This window comes from Streptomyces sp. NPDC050546, from assembly GCF_044457425.1.
Classification (GTDB): domain Bacteria; phylum Actinomycetota; class Actinomycetes; order Streptomycetales; family Streptomycetaceae; genus Streptomyces.
This window is the reverse complement of sequence record NZ_JBITGX010000015.1, coordinates 50,586-71,598: the sequence shown is the minus strand read 5'-3', so window position 1 is coordinate 71,598 and position 21,013 is coordinate 50,586. Positions and strand designations below refer to the sequence as shown.

17 protein-coding genes are annotated in these 21,013 nt (G+C 71.7%); 8 read left to right on the top strand and 9 right to left on the bottom strand.

Annotated features, from left to right (window positions below; genetic code table 11):
• The first annotated feature begins 13 nt into the window (after nucleotides 1-13).
• On the top strand, nucleotides 14-919 hold the full coding sequence (locus ACIBK5_RS32120; protein WP_399025037.1) for a LysR substrate-binding domain-containing protein: 906 nt from the start codon (nucleotides 14-16) through the stop codon (nucleotides 917-919).
• Nucleotides 920-1,078: 159 nt separating this feature from the next.
• Nucleotides 1,079-1,945 (top strand): 3-hydroxybutyryl-CoA dehydrogenase, encoded by an 867-nt coding sequence (locus ACIBK5_RS32115; protein ID WP_399025035.1) that lies wholly within the window; start codon nucleotides 1,079-1,081, stop codon nucleotides 1,943-1,945.
• Between the two features lie 113 nt (nucleotides 1,946-2,058).
• On the opposite strand, the gene ACIBK5_RS32110 is transcribed toward ACIBK5_RS32115, so the two are convergent.
• The 5 genes from ACIBK5_RS32110 to ACIBK5_RS32090 all read right to left on the bottom strand — a co-directional run bounded on the left by ACIBK5_RS32110 (nucleotide 2,059) and on the right by ACIBK5_RS32090 (nucleotide 6,716).
• Nucleotides 2,059-3,024 (bottom strand): electron transfer flavoprotein subunit alpha/FixB family protein, encoded by a 966-nt coding sequence (locus ACIBK5_RS32110; protein ID WP_399025033.1) that lies wholly within the window; start codon nucleotides 3,022-3,024, stop codon nucleotides 2,059-2,061.
• A gap of 46 nt (nucleotides 3,025-3,070) precedes the next feature.
• Entirely contained in the window at nucleotides 3,071-3,850 is a 780-nt protein-coding gene (locus tag ACIBK5_RS32105) for an electron transfer flavoprotein subunit beta/FixA family protein (protein WP_399025031.1), read from the bottom strand.
• 26 nt (nucleotides 3,851-3,876) lie between these two features.
• Nucleotides 3,877-5,055: an acyl-CoA dehydrogenase family protein gene (locus ACIBK5_RS32100; RefSeq protein WP_399025029.1), complete on the bottom strand. Its 1,179-nt coding sequence runs from the start codon at nucleotides 5,053-5,055 to the stop codon at nucleotides 3,877-3,879.
• 56 nt (nucleotides 5,056-5,111) lie between these two features.
• Nucleotides 5,112-6,272, bottom strand: a complete 1,161-nt coding sequence (locus tag ACIBK5_RS32095) for a CaiB/BaiF CoA transferase family protein (protein ID WP_399025298.1) — start codon at nucleotides 6,270-6,272, stop codon at nucleotides 5,112-5,114.
• A 75-nt stretch (nucleotides 6,273-6,347) separates the two neighbouring features.
• Nucleotides 6,348-6,716 (bottom strand): Zn-ribbon domain-containing OB-fold protein, encoded by a 369-nt coding sequence (locus ACIBK5_RS32090; RefSeq protein WP_399025027.1) that lies wholly within the window; start codon nucleotides 6,714-6,716, stop codon nucleotides 6,348-6,350.
• Nucleotides 6,717-6,951: 235 nt separating this feature from the next.
• Between ACIBK5_RS32090 and ACIBK5_RS32085 the strand changes: the two genes are divergently transcribed.
• Nucleotides 6,952-7,914 (top strand): LLM class flavin-dependent oxidoreductase, encoded by a 963-nt coding sequence (locus ACIBK5_RS32085; protein WP_399025025.1) that lies wholly within the window; start codon nucleotides 6,952-6,954, stop codon nucleotides 7,912-7,914.
• Between the two features lie 37 nt (nucleotides 7,915-7,951).
• On the top strand, nucleotides 7,952-9,169 hold the full coding sequence (locus tag ACIBK5_RS32080) for an MFS transporter (protein WP_399025023.1): 1,218 nt from the start codon (nucleotides 7,952-7,954) through the stop codon (nucleotides 9,167-9,169).
• A 20-nt stretch (nucleotides 9,170-9,189) separates the two neighbouring features.
• Here the strand turns inward: ACIBK5_RS32080 and ACIBK5_RS32075 are convergent, their stop codons facing one another.
• Complete coding sequence (locus ACIBK5_RS32075; protein WP_399025021.1) at nucleotides 9,190-11,079, bottom strand: ATP-binding cassette domain-containing protein; 1,890 nt, start codon at nucleotides 11,077-11,079, stop codon at nucleotides 9,190-9,192.
• A 346-nt stretch (nucleotides 11,080-11,425) separates the two neighbouring features.
• Between ACIBK5_RS32075 and ACIBK5_RS32070 the strand changes: the two genes are divergently transcribed.
• Complete coding sequence (locus ACIBK5_RS32070) at nucleotides 11,426-12,406, top strand: ATP-binding cassette domain-containing protein (RefSeq protein WP_399025019.1); 981 nt, start codon at nucleotides 11,426-11,428, stop codon at nucleotides 12,404-12,406.
• Entirely contained in the window at nucleotides 12,403-13,194 is a 792-nt protein-coding gene (locus tag ACIBK5_RS32065; protein ID WP_399025017.1) for an ABC transporter permease, read from the top strand. The genes ACIBK5_RS32070 and ACIBK5_RS32065 overlap by 4 nt, the downstream gene beginning before the upstream one ends.
• Here the strand turns inward: ACIBK5_RS32065 and ACIBK5_RS32060 are convergent.
• The 3 genes from ACIBK5_RS32060 to ACIBK5_RS32050 form a co-directional block, all read right to left on the bottom strand.
• Complete coding sequence (locus tag ACIBK5_RS32060) at nucleotides 13,175-16,315, bottom strand: ATP-binding protein (RefSeq protein ID WP_399025015.1); 3,141 nt, start codon at nucleotides 16,313-16,315, stop codon at nucleotides 13,175-13,177. The two genes, ACIBK5_RS32065 and ACIBK5_RS32060, sit on opposite strands and share 20 nt — an antisense overlap.
• Before the next feature lie 80 nt (nucleotides 16,316-16,395).
• Nucleotides 16,396-17,199 carry an SDR family NAD(P)-dependent oxidoreductase gene (locus ACIBK5_RS32055; RefSeq protein ID WP_399025013.1) on the bottom strand — a complete coding sequence of 268 codons (804 nt, stop codon included), beginning with the start codon at nucleotides 17,197-17,199 and terminating at the stop codon, nucleotides 16,396-16,398.
• Nucleotides 17,196-18,092: a helix-turn-helix transcriptional regulator gene (locus ACIBK5_RS32050; RefSeq protein WP_399025011.1), complete on the bottom strand. Its 897-nt coding sequence runs from the start codon at nucleotides 18,090-18,092 to the stop codon at nucleotides 17,196-17,198. The genes ACIBK5_RS32055 and ACIBK5_RS32050 overlap by 4 nt, the downstream gene beginning before the upstream one ends.
• A gap of 220 nt (nucleotides 18,093-18,312) precedes the next feature.
• On the opposite strand from ACIBK5_RS32050, the gene ACIBK5_RS32045 reads away from it, so the two are divergent.
• A complete protein-coding gene (locus ACIBK5_RS32045) occupies nucleotides 18,313-19,464 on the top strand; it encodes an NADP-dependent oxidoreductase (protein ID WP_399025296.1) in 1,152 nt (383 codons plus the stop codon).
• An 18-nt stretch (nucleotides 19,465-19,482) separates the two neighbouring features.
• Nucleotides 19,483-20,844 (top strand): FAD-binding protein, encoded by a 1,362-nt coding sequence (locus tag ACIBK5_RS32040; RefSeq protein ID WP_399025009.1) that lies wholly within the window; start codon nucleotides 19,483-19,485, stop codon nucleotides 20,842-20,844.
• Nucleotides 20,845-21,013 lie beyond the last annotated feature (169 nt).

Sequence of the window (21,013 nt, the reverse complement as noted above, 5' to 3'; positions counted from 1 at the left end):
GGAGGAGGTACCGGTGGAACTGCGCTGGCTGGAATCGTTCGTCGTCGTCGCGGAGGAACTGCACTTCGCACGGGCCTCGGACCGGCTGCACCTCGCGCCGTCCGCGCTCAGCGCCCAGATCAGAGCGCTGGAGTCACACCTGGGCGTGCGGCTCATCGACCGCGGACGGCGTACACGCCCTGCCCTGACCAGCGCCGGGCGGCTCTTCCTCGAGGAAGCCCGGTCGACCCTGGCCCAGGCGGCACGGGCCGAGGCGGTGGGCCGGCGCGCGGGCCGTGGGGAGCTGGGGCACGCGCAGATCGCCTACGTCGCCTCGGCAGCGTTCTCCGGGGTGCTGACCGACGTCCTCACCCGCTGCGCGGCTCCCGGTACCGAACTGACGGTACAGGTGCGTGAGTTGGAGACGCCTGCCCAACTGGAGGCGCTGGCCTGCGGGGACATCGACGTCGGCTTTCTGCGCTGGCGGCCGGAGTACCCACCCGACGTCACGGCCACCTGCCTGCTCACGGAGCAGGTGGTCCTGGCGCTGCCGGCCGCCGCGCCGTTGGCCGCGTACGACGCGGTGCCGGCGGCGAAGCTGCGCGACGAGTGCTTCGTGGCCCCGCACTTCGACGAGGAGTACGGCTGCCGTGACCAGATCCTCGACGTGGCGGAGCAGGGCGGGTTCGGTCCGCGGTGCGCTCCCCCGGTGCGGGACTACATCGCGGCTCTGACACTGGTGGGCGGCGGTCTCGCGGTGGCCCTGGTCCCCGATTCGCTGCGCCGCGTGCGGATTCCGGGAGTGGCGTACCGGCCCCTGGCGGACGTGGCGCTGACCACCCGGCTGGTCGGGGCCTACCGCAAGAGGGAGACCTCGCCCGCGGTGCGCGGCGTGATCCGCCGGCTGAGGGAGGCGGCCGCCGCGACGGCCGCGGCCTGAAACGCCGATCCCGCCTTCGAACCGGCGCACGTTTGTACGTGGATGACGCACTGTTCGAGCAGGTCAGAGGGGGTCTACCCGGCCTACGCTCGACACCGCGGCACACATCGTGGCGGCGTCGATCGGCCGCCCGACGACGGAGGACAGGCGGAGAATGAGATGACAGCGATCAAGCATGTGGGCGTCGTGGGCGCGGGCCAGATGGGCCAGGGCATCACCGAGGTGTGTGCCCGGGCCGGGCTGCGCGTCACGTTGTGCGACCTGACCGAGGACAGGGCCCGGGCCGGCCTGGCGGGCGTGGCGGACTCCCTGCTGAAGGCGGAGAAGCGCGGTGCCCTCGCACCCGAGGACCGCGCACACGCCCTGGCCGGGATCTCGGTCACCGACGACCTCTCCCTCCTGGGCGGTGCGGAGCTGGTCATCGAGGCCGCCGTCGAGGACGAGCGGGCGAAGACGGAACTGTTCCGGCGGCTGGGCGAGGTGGTCAGGGACCCGGCTGCCGTCCTGGCCAGCAACACCTCCTCGATCCCCATCGCCCGGCTCGCGGCGGCGGCCGGACGCCCTGCGACAGTGGTCGGCCTGCACTTCTTCAACCCGGTCCCGGTCATGCCACTGGTCGAGGTCGTGCCCTCGCTGCACACCTCGAAGGACACCGAGCTGCGGGTACGTGCCTTCGCGAGCGAGATCCTGGGCAAGAGGACGATCGTCGCGCAGGACCGCGCCGGTTTCGTGGTCAACTCGCTGCTGGTTCCCTACCTGCTGGCGGCCGTGCGGATGGTCGGCTCCGGTACGGCGACGGCGGAGGACATCGACACCGGGATGACCGCCGGCTGCGCCCACCCCATGGGCCCGCTGCGCCTGGCCGACCTCATAGGCCTTGACACCGTGGCGGCGATCGGCGAGGCCCTGTACGAGGAGTACCGGGAGCCGCTGTACGCCCCTCCCCCGCTGCTGCGCCGCATGGTCGAGTCGGGTCTGCTGGGCCGCAAGTCGGGGCAGGGATTCTTCAGCTACCGAGCCGCGTGACGAAGCATCAGAGGCCGCCTCACGGTCCGAGGTCCGGCATGCGAGAAGCTCCCGGCCCCCTCCGTTCATGTGACGGAGGGGGCCGGGAGCTTTTGCCCCGGAATTCCGGGGACTCAGCGGCCCGCGCGGCGGGCCGCCATCTCCTGGGTGAGCACGGGGGCCACCGCGAACAGATCGCCCACCACGCCGAAGTCGGCCAGGCCGAGAATCGGGGCCTCGGGGTCCTTGTTGACGGCGACGATCGTCTTGGAGGTCTGCATCCCCGCGAGGTGCTGAATGGCCCCGGAGATGCCCAGGGCGATGTACAGCTGAGGGGAGACGGACTTGCCGGTCTGCCCCACTTGGTACTGGTGGGGGTAGTAGCCGGCGTCCACCGCGGCCCGTGAGGCACCCACCGCGCCTCCCAGGGCGTCGGCCAGTTCCTCCACCACCTTGAAGCCGTCCGCTCCTCCGACCCCGCGTCCGCCGGAGACGACGACGTCCGCCTCGGTGAGGGCCGGGCGGTCGCCCCCGGGCGCCGCGCGACGAGCGGTGACGCGGGCGGATGCCGCCGGGTCGACGGGTGGCAGAGCGAGCTGACGCTCCTCCGGCAGCTCGGGACGCTCCTGCGGTTCGAAGGAACCCGGCCGCAGGGCCATCACCGGCATGCCGTGCGTGACCTGTGCGCGCACGGTGTACGACCCGCCGAAGACGACCTGGGTCACCACGCCGGACGGGTCGACGCCGGACACGTCGATCAGCAGCCCGGCGTCGAGCCGAGCGGCGAGACGCCCGGCCACTTCCCTGCCCTCCGTCGTCGCGGAGACCAGAACGGCGGCAGGGGAGGCGTCCCCGGCCGCGAGCTCCAGGGCGTCGACGGCCGGTGTGGCGAGAAACCGGTCGGCTTCGGGGGATTCGGCGGCGTAGACGCTGGTGGCGCCGTGCCGGGCGAGGTCCTCCCGGAGGCGTGCCGCGGTGCCGGGGGTGCCCACGACCACCGCGGCCGGGTCGCCCAGTCGCCGTGCGGCTGCGAGGAGTTCGTGCGTGGTTCTGCGGACACGTTTCCCGTCGTGGTCGACGAGGACGAGGACATCGGGCATGGGCGGCTGCTCCTTGGTCGGGCGGTTCAGACGAGGGTCGGGCGGTTCAGACGAGCTTCTGGGCGATGAGGTATCCGGCCAGTCGCCGGCCGGCCGAGCCGTCGTCGGTGACGCGTACTCCGGCTGCCCGGGCGGGACGCGGGACGGCGTCCACCACCCGGGTGCGGGTCACGAGGAACCCGGTGTCCGCGTCGGGGAACAGGTCGTCGAGGTCGACCGTCCTCACGGGCTTCTTCTTGGCGGCCATGATCCCCTTGAAGGAGGGGTAGCGCGGTTCGTTGATCTTCTCGGTGACGCTGACCAGCGCCGGCAGTGGTGCGTCCAGCGTCGCCTCGCCGTGTTCCGTCTCGCGCTCCGCGCACACCCGCCCCGGCTCCACGGTCAGCTCCCGCGCATGCGTCAGCTGCGGCACGCCGAGCAGTTCCGCCACGATGGCCGGGACCGCGCTCGCCTGTCCGTCGGTCGTGGCGTTGCCCGCGAGCACCAGGTCGGCGTCCTCCACCGTCCGCACGGCGGCTGCCAGGACCTTCGCGGTGGTCACGACATCGGCACCGGCAAGCCTGTCGTCGCAGATGTGGATCCCTCGATCGGCACCCATCGCCAGGACCTTGCGGAGGGCGTCCAGCGCCGATTCGGGCCCCATGGAGACGACGGTGACCTCGGCACCGACCGTCTCCTTCAGCGTCAGGGCCGCCTCCGCGGCACGCTCGTTGATCTCGTCCAGGACGAGATCGGCGCTCTCGCGGTCGAGGAGGTGGCCGGTTCCGGCCAGGGTGCGCTCGGCTGCGGTGTCCGGGACCTGCTTGACGAGTACGACGATGTTCACGGTCGTCTTCCTTCGGTCTGCGGTGGTCAGCGGAACGCCGGGTAGCCGGTGATCGCCTGGCCCACGACGAGCGTGTGCATCTCGCTGGTGCCCTCGTAGGTGAGGACGGACTCGAGGTTGTTGGCGTGGCGCAGCGGTGAGTACTCCAGGGAGATGCCGTTGGCGCCGAGGACGGTGCGGCACTCCCGCGCGATGGCGATGGCTTCCCGGACGTTGCTGAGCTTGCCCACGCTGATCTGCTCCGGCCGGATACGGCCCTGGTCCTTGAGCCGGCCCAGATGCAGGGCGAGCAGCGCGGAATTGCCCAGGGACACGGTCATGTCGGCGAGCTTCCTCTGGGTGAGCTGGAAGGCGCTGATCGGCTTGTCGAACTGCACCCGGGAGTCGGCGTAGTCGATGGCCGTCTGGATCGAGTCACGGGCCGCGCCGACCGCGCCGAAGAGGATGCCGAAGCGGGCCTCGTTCAGGCAGGACAGCGGGCCGCGCAGGCCCTCCGCGAGCGGCAGTCGCGCGGAGTCGGGCAGCCGTACCTGGTCGAAGTACAGCTCCGAGGTGATCGAGGCGCGCAGCGACATCTTCTGCTTGATGTCCTGTGTGGTGAAGCCGGGGGTGCCGCGCGGTACGAGGAAACCGCGGATTCCGTCCTCGGTCTGTGCCCAGACGGTGGCCACGTCGGCGATGCCGCCGTTGGTGATCCACATCTTGGAGCCGTTCAGGATCCAGTCGTCGCCGTCGCGGACGGCCCGGGTGCGCATTCCGGACGGGTTGCTGCCGAAGTCGGGCTCGGTGAGGCCGAAGCAGCCGATCGCCTCACCGGCGGCAAGCCGGGGCAGCCACTCCTGCTTCTGCTCCTGCGAACCCCACTTCCAGATGGAGAACATCGACAGCGAGCCCTGTACGGAGACGAAGCTGCGGAAGCCGGAGTCGGCCGCCTCCAGCTCCAGACAGGCGAGGCCGTAGCTGACGGCGTTCGTCCCGGCGCAGCCGTACCCTTCGAGATGCATGCCGAGAACGCCGAGCTTGCCCAGTTCGGGGGCGAGTTCGCGGGCGAAGTGCGCGTTCTCGAACCACTCCCCGATGTGCGGGCGCACCCGGTCGGCGAGGAACCTGGCGACGGTGGACTGGATCTCACGTTCCTCGTCGGAGAGGACGGAGGCGATGTCGAGCAGGTCGAGGGGGTCCTTCATCGGCTTGGCGCCGCTCATCGTGTGCTCCTGGTGGTAGCGGTGGTGGGTTCGGAGGTGAGGGGTGGGAGGGATGGTCAGCGCGGAGGGAGAAGCTCCGTCGTGTGCTGGCCCAGGCTCGGTGGCGGCAGGCGGTACGTCGCGGGTGTGGCGCTCAGCGCGATGGGGCCGGCGACCTGCCGGAAGGGGCCGCTTGCCTCATCGGCGAGTGCGGCCGGGAGGTCGACGATGCCGGGGAGGCCGAGCTTCCGGGCGAAGTCGAATGCCTCGTCGAGGGTGTTGACGGGGCCTGCGGGCACGCCCGCGGCCAGCAGGACCGCCGACCAGTGGTCCGCGCCTGCGGCGCCCAGTCGTTCCGTCAGGACGCCCCGCAGTTCGCCGCGGTGGGCGACGCGGTCGGCGTTGGCGCGGAAGCGTTCGTCGAGCGCGAGACCGGGATCCCCCACGAGGTCGGCGAGGGCCGCGAACTGCTTGTCGTTGCCCACCGCGATCGCGATCGGGCGATCGGCGGTCGGGAAGGTCTCGTACGGGGCGATGCTCGGGTGCGCGTTGCCCATACGGCCCGGAACCACACCGGCGACCGCGAAGGCCGATGCCTGGTTGACCATGGCCGACAGCAGCGAACTGAGGAGGTTCACCTCCACGTGCTGGCCCTGCCCGGTGGCGTCCCGGTGCCGGAGAGCCGCGAGGATGCCGAGCGAGGCGTGCAGTCCGGTGATCACGTCGACCAGGGCCACACCTGCCTTCACCGGCTCACCCGACGCCTCCCCGGTCACGCTCATCAGCCCGCCGACGGCCTGCACGAGCAGGTCGTAACCGGGGATCGCCGCGCCCGCGCCGCTGCCGAAACCGCTGATCGAGCAGTAGACCAACCCCGGGTGCAGGGCCCGGAGTTCACGATGACCCAGCCCGAGCCGTTCCATCGTGCCGGGCCGGAAGTTCTCCACGACCACGTCGCACTCGGCGACCAGGGTCCGCGCCTGTTCGCGGCCGGACTCCGTGGCCAGGTCCAGAACGACCGACCGCTTGTTCCGGTTCACGCTCAGGAAATAGGTCGACGTGCCGTCGTGGTCCGCCGGCGGCTGCCAGGCCCGGGTGTCGTCCCCGGTGCCCGGCCGCTCGATCTTGACCACGTCGGCGCCCAGGTCGGCGAGGAGCATGGTGGCGTAGGGCCCCGCGAGAACCCGGGAGAAGTCGGCGATGCGCACCCCGCCCAGTGCGCCCCGTCCGTCCGGCATGTTGTCCTGGGTGCTCACGCACCCTCCTCTCTGATCGTCCCGCCGGTCCATGGCTCCGCGGGAGCGGTGTACCTGTCACCACCCATGGCGCGAAGGCGTTTCCGGGTGGACGACTTCGACCACGGGCAGGCCCTGGCCGTGGGGAGCGACGGCTCGTACGACAGTCACCCGGGCGCCCACCGCCACGACGACCGGTGCCGTGCCGGTCACCTGGCAGAGCAGGTTGAAGCCCTCGTCCATCGCGACGAACCAGGTGTTCTGCTGGACCTGGCCGTTACGGCGGACCACCACTCCGGCACCCGCGCTGCGTTCCCGGCCGAAGGCCGCGGCGCCGCACGCACGGCAGTACGAGCGCCGGTAGGCGGGAGTGCCGCACCAGAGGCAGCGCTGGAAGAAGAGGCCTTCCCCGAGCCCGGTGTCTTCCCGGGTTTCTGTCTGGAGCATCGCGGCCTCCCGCACGCCATTCGGTGACCGGAAAAAGGTGACCGGAATTGATGTCCCTTTCACCCTGGCCCTGGCCCGGAGTGCCGGTCAACGACGACCTGGCGCATCTTTGTGCGTGGAAAGCGATCCGTCCGCGCACCCGGTGTATCACCCAATGACTACGATCGGACTCCCGGCATGTCCCTGGTCGGCCGCTGGACGATGACGACGTGAACCTGCGGAGGATGAGATCACCATGACGAATCGGGACGGCGCGATCGGCGCCCTCTTGCCCCGCGACATCCCGGCACGGGACATCGTCACCTTCGCCCGGCGGGCGGAGGAGCACGGCTTCGACGAGCTGTGGGTGGTGGAGGACCTCGGCTACCGGGGCGGGCTGGTGCAGGCGGCCACCGTCCTCGCCGCCACGACGCGGATCCGCGTCGGAGTCGGGCTGCTGCCGGCCGCCGCCCGCAATGCCGCCTTCGCCGCGATGGAGATCGCGACTCTCGTCCAACTGCATCCCGATCGCGTGGACATCGCCGTCGGCCACGGCATGCCCGCGTGGATGCGCGGCGTCGGGGCATGGCCCAAGAGCCCCCTCACGCTCCTGAGCGAGTACATCACCGTCCTGAAGGCGGTCCTGAGCGGCAGGCCCGTGCACCACGACGGGCAGTACGTCCGCATCGACGGCACACACCTGCACGAGACCGCGACACCGGTCACGGCCCCCGTCGTCCTGGCCGGGGTGCGCGGCCCCAAGTCCCTGGCCGTCTCCGGTGACGTGGCCGACGGCACTCTCCTCGCGGAGCCGGTCACCCCCGCCTATGTTCGAGAGGCCCTCCAGCACATCGCCCCGACTCGCGCACACCGTCTGGTCGCCTACAACGTCGCGGCGGTCGACGAGGACCCCGCCGTCGCCCTGGCAGCGGTCCGCCCCGCCCTCGAAGTGGTGGGAGAACCGGACTGGCGGCCCCACATCGCCCCGCTCCCCTTCTACGACGAACTCGTCGCCCTGCGGTCCCGCTGCGACAGCCCCCAGGACTTCGCCCGCGCCCTGCCGGACGACTGGGTGGGGCAACTCGCCGTCGCCGGCACCCCGGGGCAGGCCCGGTCCAGGGTCAGGGAGTTGTTCGACGCGGGCGTCACCAGCGCCGTCCTCACCCCGGTGGGCGACGACCACCTGGCGTCACTGGACGCGCTCGCGGCGATCCTGTGACCAGTTCTCCGACACGCGTGAAAGAGCGAGCTTCTTGATGGACCCGGCCACCCGCCGCCGCCGAGCGGCGCTGTTCCTCTTCTTCCTCATACCCGGACTGTCGATCTCCTCGTGGGTGACCCGGACGCCCGACATCCGGGACCAGCTCGACGTCTCGACGGCGCAGATGGGCATCGTCCTGTTCGGGCTCTCGGTCGGCTCGATGATCGGCATTCTCAGTTCCGGAACGCTGGTGGCCAGGTTCGGCACCCGGCCCGTCATGGGCGTCGCGACGCTGCTGGTCATTCTGAGCATGGCGGTCATAGGCGGTGGGACGATGCTGTCCTCCGCGCCCGCGACCACCGCCGGGCTGTTCCTCTTCGGGGCCGGAATGGGCGGTGGGGAGGTGGCGATCAACATCGACGGCGCCGACGTCGAGCGGATCACGGGGCGGACCGTACTGCCCACGCTCCATGGGTTCTTCAGCCTGGGCACTGTCGTGGGGGCCGCCTTCGGCATTCTGTGCACCGCTGTCTCGTGGCCGGTGCAGTGGCACCTGACCGGTATGGCCGCCGTCACGGCGGTCATGTTCGCCCATGCCTTCCGTGCCATCCCCCACGCGGTCGGCAAGACCCGGGACGACGGCGGCTCGCGGCCTGACGCCGGCTCCGCACCGGCCGAGGTGCGGGTCTGGAAGGACCCGCGGCTGCTGCTGATCGGCGGTGTCATCCTCGCCATGGCGCTGGCCGAGGGCTCCGCCAACGACTGGCTGCCCCTGCTCATGGTCGACGGCCACGGCATGGATCCCGCCCTGGGGTCAGCCGTCTACACGGGCTTCGCCGCCGCCATGACCATCGGCCGTTTCGGCGGCGGACTCCTCATCGACCGGCTCGGCCGCGCCCCCGTCGTCCGGGCCAGCGCCGTCTGCGCGACTCTGGGTATCGCCGTCGTCGTCTTCGCCGACTCGGCCGTCCTCGCGGGGGCCGCCGTGCTCCTCTGGGGCCTGGGAGCCTCGCTCGGCTTCCCGGTCACCCTCTCGGCGGCCGGGGACTCGGGGCCCGACTCGGCCGCGCGTGTCAGCCTCGTGGCGATGATCGGCTATGTCGCGTTCCTCGTCGGGCCCCCGTGTCTCGGTTTCCTCGGCGAGCACTACGGGCTGCGCGTCGCCATGATCGTCGTCCTCGCCTTCACCGCCGTGGCGATCGTCCTCGCTCCCGCCGTCGGCAGGCGCCCCGCCACGGCCTCACCCGCCACCGAACCGGCGGCCCGGCCGTGAGGGCGTGAAGGCGGAGGGCCTCACCGGTCCTGCGACAGGGAGAGGAGTTCCGCGAAGAGTCCTCCGGCGTTCGCCAGGTCCTCGTACGTGCCCTGTTCGATGACACGGCCCCGGTCCATGACGAGGATGCGGTCGGCGAGCCTGGTGTTCTCGAGTTGGTGGGTGACGACGATCGTCATGCGCTCGGCGGCGACGCGCTTGATCTCCAGGAAGATGGCGTGCTCGCCGCGGGCGTCCATCTGCGAGGTCGGTTCGTCCAGGATCAGCAGCGGGGTCCGCCGGTAGAGCACGCGGCCGCACGCCAGGCGCTGCCACTGCCCGCCGGACAGCTCGGCACCGCCCCACAGTTCCTTGGCGAGAAGGGTGTCGAGTCCCCGGGGCAGTTTCTCGATCGCCTCGCGCATGCCGACGGCGTCGACGACATCCCACACCGGTCCGTCGTCATGCGTCCGTGGCTGGCCCAGGGTGATGTTCTCGCGGGCGCGCAGGGGCCAGCAGGCGAAGTTCTGCGGGACGAGCGCGGTGCGGTTCCACACGGCGTCCGGATCGGCCTGGGCGAGGTCGACGTCGTCCCACAGGACGCGGCCCTTGTCGGCGAGCAGGATGCCGGTGAGGAGTTTGGTCAGGGTCGACTTGCCCGAGCCGTTCTCGCCGACGACGGCCAGGATCTCGCCGCGGCGCAGCGTGAGCGACACGCCCGCCACGGCGGGTTCCTCCTTGCCCGGGTACTGGAAGACGACGTCGTCGAGGCGGATCCGGTCCACGCGTTCCGGGATGGCAGCTCCCCCGCGCCTGGGGGCGCGTTCCTGCGCCATGTCGAGGAAGGAGCGCATGTCGGCGAGGTAGAGCGAGGTGTGGAACAGGGCGGCGCCGTGGATGACGAACTGGGACAGGGCGGCCAGTGTGGTCTGGACGGCGATCACCGCGGTGGCCGCGACGGGCAGGGCGACACGGCCGGTGGCGGCCAGCCAGGCGAGGGCGGACCAGGTGCACAGCAGGAAGGTCCCGCCCAGGGCGCCGGCGCCCAGGGAGATGTGCAGCATGCGCGGCGCGGCGGTCAGGGTGCGCCGGTCGATCCGGTCGGACAGGGCGCGGTACCAGTAGGTGAGGTAGCCGGTCATGCCGTTGGCGCGGACCTCGTCGCCGAAGCGGGAGTAGGTGGCCCACCAGCGCATCATGGAGCGCACGTTGCGGTCGCCGAGGTTGAGGTAGTGGGTCTCGTAGTCGACGCGTGCGGACAGGACGGCTCCGGCGCCGGCCGGGAGGACGGCCAGCAGGAGCAGGGGAAGCAGCAGCGGGTGCAGTGTCGTGACCACGCCGCTCGCGGCGATCATACGGATCAGGGCCGACATGAAGCGCTGGGCGTCCTGGACCATCAGCCGGGTGCGGGTGACGCCGATCTCGGCGGCCTCCTGCCGGTCGGCGAAGCCGTCCTCGCCGTAGGCGCTCGACTCCACTCGGCACACGGCGGTCACGAGCGCGATGTCCGCCTCGGTCATCAGCAGCGGGGTGATCCTTCCGTCGGCGTACGAGGACAGGGCACTGCTGACGCGGCCGATGGCGGCGGCCGCCGTCACGACGATCAGGGCGGGCAGCGCCGCGTGCAGGCGTTCGGACACGGTCCCGGCGCCGAGGATGTGGGTCATCGCCAGTGCGGTGAAGGCCAGAACGACGGCGGCCGCGGTGCCGGTGAGCAACTGGCAGGCGAGGAGCAGGAGGACGGCGGGCCTGTCGACGGCCCAGGCCATCCGGGCGGTGTGTACGAGCACGGAGGGCAGCCGACGGCACATCGCGCCGAAACCGGCGTCCGCCAGCGGGTTCTTGCCGAACTTCCCCTCGAAGCTGATGGTGGCCGGCGGTGGAGGGGGCGGCGTCTTCGCGTTGTCGGTCGAGGTGTCGGTCACAGTCACCTGCATGCCTCCTCAGGGTCGATGCCGCGCCTGGGTGGCTCGGCGGTGCACGGCCTAACGACCCGGCACGGGAATCGAACGCGAGCGATTCCGGACGCGTACGGCCCCGGACACGGCAAGGGCTCGGACACGGGAACGCCGCGTTGAAGCCGCTGTCGGGCGGCAGGAGTTGTCCGAAACACCGATGCCTGAAACGCGAGTGACGGATGAGGTTCGAGAATTCCCGCCGGCCCCGTTTCCCGTCGGCCCCGTTTCCCGTCGGCCCCGTTTCCCGCCCCGCCCGGTTCCAGGGCGCTGAAACCATGGTGAAACCGCGCTGAATGCGCCCTGCCGCAAGCTCTGCGGCATGACCACAACGACATCGCGCTCCCTCGCCATCTCGGCCAAGGGACTGCGCAAGGCCTACGGGGACAAGACGGTCCTCGACGGCATCGACCTGGCGGTGCCGGCCGGCACGGTCTTCTCCCTGCTCGGTCCGAACGGCGCCGGCAAGACCACCGCCGTCAAGATCCTCTCCACCCTCATCACCGCCGACGCCGGTGAACTGCGGGTGGGCGGACACGACCTGGCCGCCGCCCCGCAGGCCGTGCGGGCCGCGATCGGTGTCACCGGGCAGTTCTCCGCCGTCGACGGGCTGATCACCGGCGAGGAGAACATGCTCCTCATGGCGGACCTCCACCACCTGTCCAGGCAGGAGGGACGGCGGGTGGCCGCCGAGCTGCTGGAGCGATTCGACCTCACCGACGCCGCGAAGAAGCCCGCCTCCACCTACTCCGGCGGCATGAAGCGCCGCCTCGACATCGCCATGACCCTGGTCGGGAACCCGCGGATCATCTTCCTCGACGAGCCCACCACCGGACTCGACCCCCGCTCCCGTCACACCATGTGGGGCATCATCCGCGAGCTGGTCTCCGACGGGGCGACCGTCTTCCTCACCACCCAGTACCTGGAGGAAGCCGACGAACTCGCCGACCGCATCGCGGTGCTGAACGACGGCGGGATCGCCGCCGAGGGCAGCGCCGAGGAACTCAAGCGGCTCATCCCCGGCGGGCATGTGCGGCTGCGCTTCACCGACCCGGACGTCTACCGGTCGGCCGCCGCCGCGCTGCGCGAGGTCACCCGCGACGACGAGGCACTGGCGCTGCAGATTCCGAGCGACGGCAGCCAGCGCGAGTTGCGCTCCATCCTCGACTGGCTCGACACGGCCGGTGTCGAGGCGGACGAGCTGACCGTGCACACCCCCGACCTCGACGACGTGTTCTTCGCCCTGACCGGCCCCACCACCGTCCCCAGTCAGCCCAGCCAGCCCAAGGAGAACGTCCGATGAGCTCCCTCTCCCTCGCCGTCCGCGACTCGTCCACGATGCTGCGCCGCAACCTGCTGCACGCCCGCCGCTATCCGTCGATGACGCTGAACCTGCTGCTCACGCCGATCATGCTGCTGCTGCTCTTCGTCTACATCTTCGGCGACGTGATGAGCGCGGGCATCGGTGGCAGCGGCGCCGACCGCTCCGACTACATCGCCTACATCGTCCCGGGCCTGCTGATGATGACCATCGGCAGCACGGTGATCGGGGCCGCGATCGCCGTCTCCATGGACATGACCGAGGGCCTCATCGCCCGCTTCCGGACGATGGCGATCTACCGGGGCTCTCTGCTCATCGGGCACGTCGTCGGCAGCGTGCTGCAGGTGCTCGCCAGCCTGGTCCTGGTCAGTGTCGTCGCCGTCGCGATGGGTTTCCGCTCCACCGACGCCACCCCGCTGGAATGGCTCGCGGCGTTCGGCCTGCTCGCCCTGTTCTCCCTCGCCCTCACCTGGATCGCCGTCGGCATGGGCATGGCCAGTCCCAACCCCGAGGCGGCCAGCAACATGGCCATGCCGCTGATCCTTCTCCCGCTCATCTCCAGCGCCTTCATCCCGGCTGACACCATGCCGGGCTGGTTCCAGCCGATCGCCGAGTACCAGCCCTTCACCCCCGCCATCGAAACCCTGCGCGGTCTGCTCCTCGGTACCGAGATCGGCAACAACGGCTGGATCGCCGTCGCCTGGTGCGTCGGCCTGAGCGCACTCGGCTACCGCTGGTCGACGGCGCAGTTCAACCGCGACCCGAAGTAGCGGCGACCGCCATGACAGCGCGGGCCGCATCCCGCAACTCGTTCCGCTCCAGGGCGGCGTACTCCGACACCGCGTCGGCGTAGGCCGCCCTGTCGGCCTTCTCGGCCGCCCGCCGGGCCCGGGCCGCCGACATCGTGGGCTGGTAGTCGCGCAGCACCCGCAGCCGTTCGGCCAGCGCGATCATCCGTACGGCCGAGGAGTCGCCGGACGCGAGCCCTGCCATGCCGAGGGCGTGCAGCGCCGTCCCGTATTGAAGCTCCATGGGCGAGCCGGCCGGACCGTCGAGCATGGTCCGCAGCTCCTGCCGCAGCCCGTCGACGACCTCCGCGACCAGCTCCAGACGGCCCACGTGTGCGTGCGCCGTCACCGCTGCCGACCGGATCTGCAGCACCCACCGGTCGAGGAAGGGATCGCCGCCGTCCACCGGCCCGACCTCGGCCATCGCCTCCACTGCGCTGCGCCACAGGCCGAGCCCGACCTCCGTCAGCCCGCGGGCGAGCGCGATCTCGGCGCGCCCGCCGAGGCCGGGGCTGTGGAAGTCGTCCTGCAGCGGGGCGTTGTGGCCCTCCGCCTGCCGTAGCCAGTACTCGGCCTCGTCGGGATCGCCGCGGTGCAGGCAGGCGAGGACGAGGCCACTGCGTACGCCGATGGAGTCGTGTTCGTCACCGAGCCGCGGCAGTGCCTCCAGCGCCGCCTTGAGATGCTCGTACGCGGCCTCGCCCTGCTCCGTCCTCAGGCACAGCTCGCCCAGCCTGGCGTGGCCCATGACGTGCAGGAACGGGTTGTCGACCGGCCCGAGTGCGGCGATGATCCGCCGCGCCGAGGCGTGCGCGCGGTCGATGTCGTGCTCGTACTCCCAGACGTAGGTGGCGACACACTCGGCGATGCCGGCGAGCAGCGGCTGCTCGCTGTCGCAGAGCCTGCGCAGCACCTCGTAGTCGGGCGGCAGCATCTCGGGGACCGCGCCCAGCACGATCGCGATGGCGCGCACCAGGGTGTCCGGCGGTGCCGGGGGCAGCCGCCGGAGGGTGACGAGCTGGCGTACGACGTGCGGGCCGTAGCCCATGAACAGGGTCGCCGTGGACAACACCGCGGCGGCACGGGCGACTTCGACGTACTCGGGCTCGGGGTAGTAGTGCGACAGGCGCGGACCGGTCTCCGCGGCGAGGGTGGTGAGGCGGGTGAAGTTGGAGCCGGTGGACCACAGGGCGGTGAGGACCGCGGTGAGGGCGGCGATGGTGGGGCCGTCCGTACGGGCCAGGGCGTGCCGCAGGGCCGGCACGAGGTTGTCCTGCTCGGCCCTGATCCGCTCCCAGGCGGACAGCGGCCCCGAGCCGAAGAACCAGTCGTGGTACGCGACCCCGAAGTCCCGCGCCCAGGCGAGGAACCGGTCGACGGCCTCCTCGTCCTCGCCGGCCTCCGTGCGCCGGGCCGCGCTGAACTCCCGTACGGTCTCCAGCATCCGGAACCGCACACCGGCCGAGGTGTCGGCGACGGTGAGCAGCGACTGGTCGGCCAGTTGCTCCAGCAGGAACAGCGCGTCCCCGTCCTCGCCCAGGACCTGTTCCGCCGCCTCGCCGGTGAAGCCGCCGGGGAAGACGGACAGCAGGCGCAGCGCCGCCCTGGCCTCCTCGTCGAGGAGGTTCCAGCTCCAGTCCACGACCGCGTGCAGGGTGCGGTGACGTTCCGGGACGTCCCGCGCCCCGCCGCGCAGCAGCGCGAACCGGTCGCCGAGGCGGCGGGCGATCTCCGGCACCGACAGCACTCGCACCCGCGCCGCCGCCAGTTCCACGGCGAGCGGCAGCCCGTCGAGGTGGCCGCACAGTTCGGCCACCGCGTCCGGCGGCAACCGCACGCCGGGCCGGGCGGCCCGGGCCCGCTGTGTGAACAGCTCGACCGAGGTGGCGAGTTCCAGCTCCGGCAGCGCGTACACCGCCTCCGACGTCAGACCGAGGGGCGCTCGGCTCGTGGCGAGCACCCGCAGGTCCTTCGACGCGGAGACCAGTGCCCGGACCAGGTCGGCGGCGCCCCGGACGATCTGCTCGCAGTTGTCCAGCACCAGCAGAGCGGGCCCGGGGCCGAGCACGCCGAGGATGCCGGACACGGGATCGTGGCCGCTCAGGGCGGCACCGGGCCGCCCCTCGCCCGCGCCGAGCGCGGAGGCGACCTCAGCGGTCACGTCCGCGTCCGCGGTGACGCCGGCGAGCGGCACGAAGTACACCACGCGCTGCTCGGCCCGGCGGCTTACGGCGTGCGCGAGCCGGGTCTTGCCGAGGCCGCCGGGGCCGGCGACGGTGACGGCGCGGGAGACGCGCAGCAGCCGTTCCACCGCCGCGATGTCCTCGTCCCGGCCGAGGAGCGGGTTCGGCTCGTGCGGCACGCCGTGTCTGACCGCGGGCGCCTCGCCGCGCAGCAGCTCCCGCTGTACGGCCTTGAGCCCGGCGCCGGGATCCGTGCCGAGCTCGTCGCGCAGCTCGCGGCGGTAGGCCTCGTACCGCGTCAGCGCGGCGGACGGGCCGGCCGTCGCGGCCTCGGCGCGCAGCAGTTCGGCGAGCACTTCCTCGTCGCGGGGATGCTCCGCGGCGGCCACGGCCAGCGGTCCGGCCGCCTCCGCGTGGCGTCCCAGGCGGGCGAGCGCGAGGGCCCGCGCGCGGACGAGCGCGCCACGCACGGGAGCGCGTTCGGTGCGCAGCGCGGCCAGCGGGTCGCCGGTGTCCGCGGCCCCGGCAGGGGTGCCCTCCCAGAGCGCGAGCCCGGCGTCGGCGGCCGCCAGCGATCCGGCGTGGTCCCCGGCCCTGGCCCGGTCCGCGCAGGCGGTGGAGTGCCGCAGCAGGGCGGCGCTGTCGACCTGGTCCTCGGCGAGGGTGAGCCGGTAGCCGGTCGGGGTGCCGGCGATGACGTCGGCGCCCAGCTGCCCCCGCGCCCTGGACACGAGGACCTGCAGCGCCTTCGCCGGCCGCTCCGGCAGCTCGTCCGGCCACAGCCCCGCCACGAGGCGGTCGGTGCTGCAGCCGGTGCGCAAGTCGCCCGCGAGCAGCGCGAGGAGGCCCCGGAGCCGGGGTGCGGTGACCTCCTGTCCGCGGTAGGCGACACGCGGCAGCAGGGTCAGGTCGGTGGTCACCCGTGCAGATTAGCCGTGGCCCGGCGACCGGAACTCCCCGCGCGGGCCGAACTCCCGCCGCGCGGACGGCCGCCGCGCGCTCAGGTGCGCGGAGCGGCCATGCGGGCGTGGCGCGCGGCCTTGAGCGTTTCGGGCAGGAAGCGGTGCTTCAGGGCCGTGCGCCGGGTCGCGAGGTCGCCTCCGACGACCTGGGCCCGGCCGTCCATCATCGCAAGGAAGCCCTGACGGGCGACGTCCTTGCGGTTGTTCTTCCGCATGCCCGGACCGAAGGCCGTGTTGTTCATGCCGGCGCGGGCGTGGAAGTCGCTGTCGGTGGCGCCGGGCATGAGTGTGGTGACGCTGACGCCGTGTTCCTTGAGCTCTTCGCGCAGGCCGAGGGCGAACATGCGGGTGAAGGCGCGTGAGGGTCCGTAGACGGTCTCGTAGGGCGTGGGCAGGGTGGCGGAGAGCGATGAGGTGATCAGGATGCGGCCGCGCCGGTTGGCCGCCATGTGCCGGGCGACGTGCTTGGCCAGGTGGACGACGGAGGTGACGTTCAGATCGATCAGGCTCAGTTCGTCGTCGAGGTCGGTGTCGAGGAAGGCCCCGCCGATGCTGCGCCCGGCGTTGAGGACGGCCGCTTCGAGTGGCCGGCCGGTCTCCTCCACGGCGCGCCAGACGGTCTCCACGCCGTCGGACTCGGCGAGGTCGGCGCGCACGGCCCTGACCTCGCCGCCGTATACGGCCAGTTCGGCGGCCGCCTTGTCGGTGTTCTCGCCGCGGCCCGTCGCCACCAGGTCGAAGCCGTTGACGGCGAGCAGCAGCGCCAGTTCGTAGCCGATGCCGGCCGAGGCTCCGGTCACCAGGGCCAGCGGGCGGTGGGAGTCAGGGGCGGTGTCGCTCACGGGGTGCTCCGTTCTGTCGGGGAAGGGTCGGCGGGTTCGGGCCGTACGGCGGTCTCGTCGGCGTTCCAGCTGGTCAGCAGCTGCCAGGCCTCCTGCGAAGCCTGGTCCTGTGCGGGCATGTAGAGGAACAGGGTCTGGTCCTCCTCGCCGGGCAGGGTGAACGCCTGGTAGTCGATGGTCAGCGGGCCCACCACCGGGTGGCGGAAGTGCTTCTGGCCGAAGGTGCGGTCGAGGACCTTGTGGTCGTCCCACCAGCGGCGGAAGTGCTCGCTCTTCATGGTCAGCTCCCCCACCAGCTCGGCGGTGCGGGTGTCGTCAGGGTGCCGTCCAGCGTCCAGCCGCAGGATCGCGGTCATCTCCGCGGCGATCTTCTCCCAGTCCTCGTACAGCTCCCGTGCCTCGGGGTCCAGGACGATCCAGCGGGTCAGGTTGCGCTCGCGGTAGGGCATGGCGTCGAAGTCGGCCATCAGCACCCGGCACAGATGGTTGGTCGCCAGCACGTCACCGCGCCGGCCGAGGACGAACCCCGCGTGGTCGCCGAAGGAGTCCAGGAACCGGCGCAGCCCGGGCCGGGCCTTCTGCACGGCGGGCGTACCACGGCGGGCCTTGGCCGGTTTGGGTCTCGTCAGGTCGAAGAGGTGGGCACGCTCGGCGTCGTCCAGCCGCAGCGCCTCGGCGATCGCCCCCAGCACGCTGTCCGAGGGAGTGATGTTGCGGCCCTGCTCCAGCCGTGTGTAGTAGTCCGTGCTGACGCCGGCGAGCTGCGCGACTTCCTCGCGCCGCAGGCCCGGCACGCGCCGGTAGGCGCCACCCTCCGGCAGGCCCACCGATTCGGGTGCCATGCGCGCACGGCATCGGCGCAGGAACTGACTGAGATCGACGTTGACGGCCATGCGTTCCATGTTCCCCGCACCGGGCCGCTCGGACTGCGGGGAAGGTGGGTCGCCTCGTCCTAGGACCAGCACGCACAGCACCGGCTCTCCGCCTGACCTGCCCCGGGGTTGAATAGGTGAACTCACTTCAAGTTCATCGGCGATCGCACTATCTGTTTCCATGACTGCAAGCGGTGGACGGGAAAACCGCGTCATGATACAAGTTCAGTTCATGGACCAGATGCGCGCCCTGGGCGGGGCGGATCAGGCGTCCCGCCCGGGCGCGGTGACGATCGGCCGTGAGGTCCGGCCGGTCGCCTACCCCCGCGGCGAGATCCGGGCGTCCGACTTCCGCGTCGCCGAAACCGCGGTGCGGCGGCCAGGGCCGGGCGAGGTGCTGGTCCGGAACACCTGGACGTCCATCGACGCCGCGCTCCGGCTGCGGCTCAGGAAGACGGCGCCCCCCGGCTACTTTCCGGCCTTCCCCCTCGGCCAGGCCATGGACGGGATCATGACCGTCGGGGAGGTCGTCGAGTCGCGCGCCGCCGGGTTCGCTCCCGGTGACACGGTGTCGCACGCCTCCGGCTGGCGCGACTACGCGATCGTCGAGGCGGGGAAGCAGGCGCTCGGCGGTGTCGGCGCCCTCACCAGGCTCGACGTACGCGTCGCACCGCCCCAGGCGCACCTCGGTGTGCTCGGCGCCACCGGCCTCACCGCCTACGCCGGCCTCTTCCACGTGGCGGGGCTGCGCGACGGCGACGTCGTGTGGGTCTCCGCCGCGGCCGGGGCCGTCGGCAGCCTCGTCGCACAGCTGGCGAAGATCCGCGGCCATCGCGTCATCGGCAGCGCCGGTTCCGAGGAGAAGGTGCGCTACCTCCTGGATGAGCTGGGCCTGGACGCCGCGTTCGACCACCGGAGCGGCAGCCTCCCCGACCTGCTGCGCGCGGCGGCACCGGACGGCGTGGACGTGTACTTCGACAACGTCGGCGGCGACCATCTCCAGGCCGCTCTCGGAGCGCTGCGGAAGTCCGGCCGCGTCGCCGTCTGCGGCATGATCTCGCAGTATGCGGCGGATGAGCCGCCGCACGGCCCCGACAACCTCATGCTGGCCGTGACGAAGAGCCTGACGATCCGCGGCTTCCGCGGCAGCGAACACACGCATGTGCTGCCCGAGATGAGGCGGCAGATGGGCACCTGGATCGGCGAGGGCCGCCTGCGATGGCGCGAGACGATCGTCGACGGGCTGACGCGGGCGCCTGCGGCGCTCGCGGGACTGCTGCGCGGCGACAACACCGGAAAGACGCTCGTACGGATCGACGGCGTGCCCCGGCGCGAGCGCGCCGCCGTCCGAGGCGGCCCCGAGGGCGCCGGGAGTACCGACAGCGTGAACTGACGCGAGGACGGGGTGCGAATGCCGGACCACCGAACGGTCGACCTGCTCGTCATCGGGGCAGGCATGGCCGGGCTGACCGCGGGCGCGAGAGCCGTCCGCGACGGACTGTCCGTCACCGTCGTCGAGATCAGCGGCGACGTCGGCGGATCCGCGCGCTACGCGGGGTACGCCTGGACCGCCCCGAGCCACGAGGCGATGGACCGGCACAACCCCGGCGGAGACGTCTCACTGAAGCGCGCGCTCGTGGACCGGTTCCAGGAGGGCATCGCGTGGATCCGGAGCACCGGGGTCGAGGCCAAGGACCCCCAGCCCATCCTCGGTTTCGGGCAGGGGCACCAGTTCGACACGAATCACTATGCCGACACCTGCCGCCGCATCATCGTCGAGGCGGGTGGTGAACTGCTCCTCGAGACCGATACCGAGCGGCTCGTCCTGGAGGACGGCGCCGTCACCGGAGCGGTACTCGTCACGGGCGAGGGCACGCGCCGGCAGGTGCGCGCCACCTCGACCCTCCTGGCCACGGGAGGCTTCCAGGGCGACGCGGAGCTCCGGAACGAGCTCGTGCATCCTCGCGCCGGCCGGCTGGAACTGCGTTCCAACCCCCACAGCAGGGGAGCCGGCTACCGCCTGGCGACCGCCGCCGGGGCGTCGACCGGGCTGCCCGGGGCCGGTTTCTACGGACATCTGATCCCGAGCGGCGTCCCGTTCAGGGACCCGTCCGATTTCGTGGATCTGTCGCTGTACTACAGCGAGCACGCGCTGCTGCTCAACGTGGACAACGAGCGGTTCACCGATGAGACGCTCGGGGACCACCTGACGACGATGGCGCTGATGGAGCAACCCGAGAACCGCGGGCTCCTCATCGCCGACGCGCGCGTGTTCCGCGACTGGGTGGTGGGCTCGTACGTGCAGGGGGCGGTCGCCGTCGACAAGTTCGCGCTGGCCGCCCGAAGGGGCGGCCGGGCCGGCTTCGCCGAGAACCTCGACGAGCTTGATCACCTACCCGAGGAGTGGGGGTACGACGGACCGGCCGTGCGCGCGGCCGTCGAGCGGTTCAACGCCCGGACGGCGGCCGGTGCGGAGCCGGTGCCGGGCCGCCTGCTCGACCGGGCGCCGCTCGACGAACCGCCGTACTACGTCATCGAGGCGGTGCCTGCCCTCACCTTCCCGTTCCACGGGGTGCGCATCGACGACCGGGCGCGGGCGCTGGGAGAGGACGGGGAGCCCGTGGAAGGGCTCCTCGCTGCCGGTTCGGACACCGGAGGCCTGTGGTACCGGGCCTACGCGGGTGGCATCGCGTCGGCCCTCGTGTTCGGACTCACCGCGGCGCACACCGCGACACCGCGCACCGCGCCCGAGGGGCGGAGGGGCCCCGGCTGACGGGGGCGGCAGCGGAGAACGCCGAGAGGCTTGTGCGGATCGACGGCGTCACGCATCTTGAGAACGCCGCCGGCACCCGCGGCCCAGCCCGACGCCGCTGCCACAGAACTGAAATGACTTCAACAACGATCCCGGGCCGGATGCCCGACCGACCCGCCCCAGTCGTCAA